Annotated in this window: 2 protein-coding genes; one reads left to right on the plus strand and one right to left on the minus strand. The window is 71.3% G+C overall.

The annotated features are described in order from the left end of the window. A partial coding sequence (locus FV230_RS27180; RefSeq protein WP_147844586.1) for a sigma 54-interacting transcriptional regulator occupies positions 1-1,686 on the minus strand: 1,686 nt, incomplete at its 3' end. Positions 1,687-1,917: 231 nt separating this feature from the next. Here FV230_RS27180 and cynS point away from each other — a divergent pair. Beyond that, positions 1,918-2,406: a cyanase gene (gene cynS / locus FV230_RS27185; protein ID WP_147844587.1), complete on the plus strand. Its 489-nt coding sequence runs from the start codon at positions 1,918-1,920 to the stop codon at positions 2,404-2,406. Positions 2,407-2,525 lie beyond the last annotated feature (119 nt).

Below are 2,525 nucleotides of genomic sequence, written 5' to 3' on the forward strand. Positions count from 1 at the left end.
GGGGCCCGCGGGATCGGGCCGTTCGGATTCGCGCCGTTCGGATTCGGGCAGGTCGAAGCGCAGGCGGCCGCGGACGGCGAGGATGGCGGCGCGCTCGATCACGTTCTCCAGCTCGCGCACGTTGCCGGGCCAGGCGTAGCGGGCGAGCCGGCGCACGTCGCCCTCGGTCAGCCGCGGCTCGGGGATGTTCAGGCGGCGTGCGGCCCCCGTCAGGACGTGCTGGGCGATCGGCGCGATGTCCTCGGGGCGCGCGCGGAGCGGGCTCGCGGCCAGCGGGAAGACGTTGAGGCGGAAGTACAGGTCCTCGCGGAACCGGCCGCGGCGCACCTCCTCCCGCAGGTCGCGGTTGGTGGCGGCGACGAGGCGGATGTCGACGGCGCGCGTGCGCTCCTCGCCGACGCGCTCGAACGAGCGCTCCTGCAGCACCCGCAGCAGCTTGCCCTGGAGATCGAGCGGGATCTCGCCGACCTCGTCGAGGAACAGCGTGCCGCCGTCGGCGAGCTCGAAGCGCCCGACGCGATCGCGCAGCGCACCGGTGAACGCGCCGCGGGCATGGCCGAAGAACTCGCTCTCGAACAGCTCGCGCGGCACCGCGGCGCAGTTCACGCGGATCATCGGCCGGTCGCGCCGCCGGCTGGCCTCGTGGATCGCGCGGGCGATCAGCTCCTTGCCGGTGCCGGACTCGCCGGTGATCAGCACGGTGGCGTCGGTGCCGGCCACGAGGTCGATCTGGCGCAACGTCGCCGCGATGGCGGGGGAACGGCCGATGATGCCCTGGTGGTGGCGCTCCAGCCGGATTTCCTCCTTCAGGTAGGCGTTCTCCAACTCCAGCCGCTCGCGCAGGGAATCGACCTCGGCGAGCGCGCTGCGCAGCCGTTCCTCGGCCTCGCGCCGCTGGCTGATGTCGCGGAACACGATGACGGCGCCGAGCAGACGCCCGCGATCCCGGATCGGCGTCGAGGTGTACGCCACCGGGAACGCGGTGCCGTCGCGCCGCCAGAACACCTCGTCGTCGACCTGGCGCACCGCGCCGTCGCGGAAGGCCGCGTAGATCGGGCAGTCGCGGTGCGGGTAATGCGCGCCGTCGGAGCGGGTGTGGTGCACGGTGGCGTGCATGTCCTTCCCGACGAGGTCGGCGGCCCGCCAGCCGAGCATGCGCTCGGCGGCCGGGTTGACGAAGGTGGTCGCCCCATCGGCGTTGACGCCGTAGATGCCCTCGCCGGCGGCCCGCAGGATCAGCTGGTTCCCGCGCTCGATGTCGCGGAAGATGCGCTCCATCCGCTGCCACTCGGCGATGCCGGCGCGCATGTGGTCGTCGGCCTGCCCGTCGACCGCCCGCCGACGGCGCGCCTCGAGATCGGAGAGCGTCAGGAGAAGCCGCGGCGGGTCGCCCGCGAGCGGGCTCGCGGCGTATTCGAGGCGCAGCCCGCGGCCGTCCGCGTGGCGCGGCTCCAGCGTCCGCGACCACCATTGCCCCTTGGCGAAGGCGCCCTGCGTGAACACCACCAGCGCGGGCCGCTGGCCCGGATGCAGCGCGCTCGCCGTGATCCTGCGGAGCGCCGCGCGGTCGTAGCCGAGCAGGCGCGCCGCGGCTGGGTTGGCGTCGACGATCCGGTCGGCCTCGGGCTCCAGCACCAGCATCGCCTCCCGGTGCTGCTCGAAGACCGGCCCGAAATCCTCGATCATGTCGGCCCCGACGCACCTGTCTCGCTACGAGACTTCGTGGTCATACCACGAGATCTCGTCGGGCACGAGATCTCGTAGCTGATGATCCGCAGGCCAAGTCGCTGTTCCCGCGGCGGTTCTTCGCAACGACCCAGCTGGCACATCGCTTGCGCAAGCCTCGCTCGAGCGCGCCCCGCCGGCAGACCACGCGGCGGGGCGCGACCGATCTCACAGCCTGCCGGAGTGCCGACCATGAAGCGCGAAGACCTCACCGAGAAGCTCCTCGACATCAAGCGCGACAAGGGCTGGACCTGGAAGTACATCCAGGACGAGATCGGCGGGCTCTCGCCGATCCTGATCACCGCCGCCTGCATGGGCCAGATGAAGCTGCCGAAGGCGCAGGCCGCCAAGGCCGCCGCGCTGTTCGGGCTCACCGAATCCGAGGAGCGGATGCTCAACGAGGCGCCCTATCGCGGCTCGATCCCGTCGATGCCGCCGACCGATCCGCTGATCTACCGCTTCTACGAGCTGGTGATGGTCTACGGCACCACCTTCAAGGAACTGATCCAGGAGGAGTTCGGCGACGGCATCATGTCGGCGATCGACTTCAACATGACCATGGAGCGCGAGGCCAACAACAAGGGCGACCGCGTGAAGCTCGGCATGTCCGGCAAGTTCCTGCCGTACAAGTATTACGGCAGCGAGGACGGCGTGCCGGAATACGGCTTCAAGGAGGGCTGAGCCGGGCCGGGCGAGGCCGCGACCGCCGCCTCTTGCCGCTTCGGCCGGTTTCCACCGAAGCTGCGGCGGCTCGGGCGACGGCGGACGGCTCGCTCATGGGGGGCGGAACGGGGCAGCGA

This window comes from Methylobacterium sp. WL6 (genome assembly GCF_008040095.1).
Classification (GTDB): domain Bacteria; phylum Pseudomonadota; class Alphaproteobacteria; order Rhizobiales; family Beijerinckiaceae; genus Methylobacterium.

What these genes read in the sequence shown, in the direction of transcription:
- cynS (WP_147844587.1), top strand. Translation starts at nt 1,918, where the DNA reads ATGAAGCGCGAAGACCTCACCGAGAAGCTCCTCGACATCAAGCGCGAC.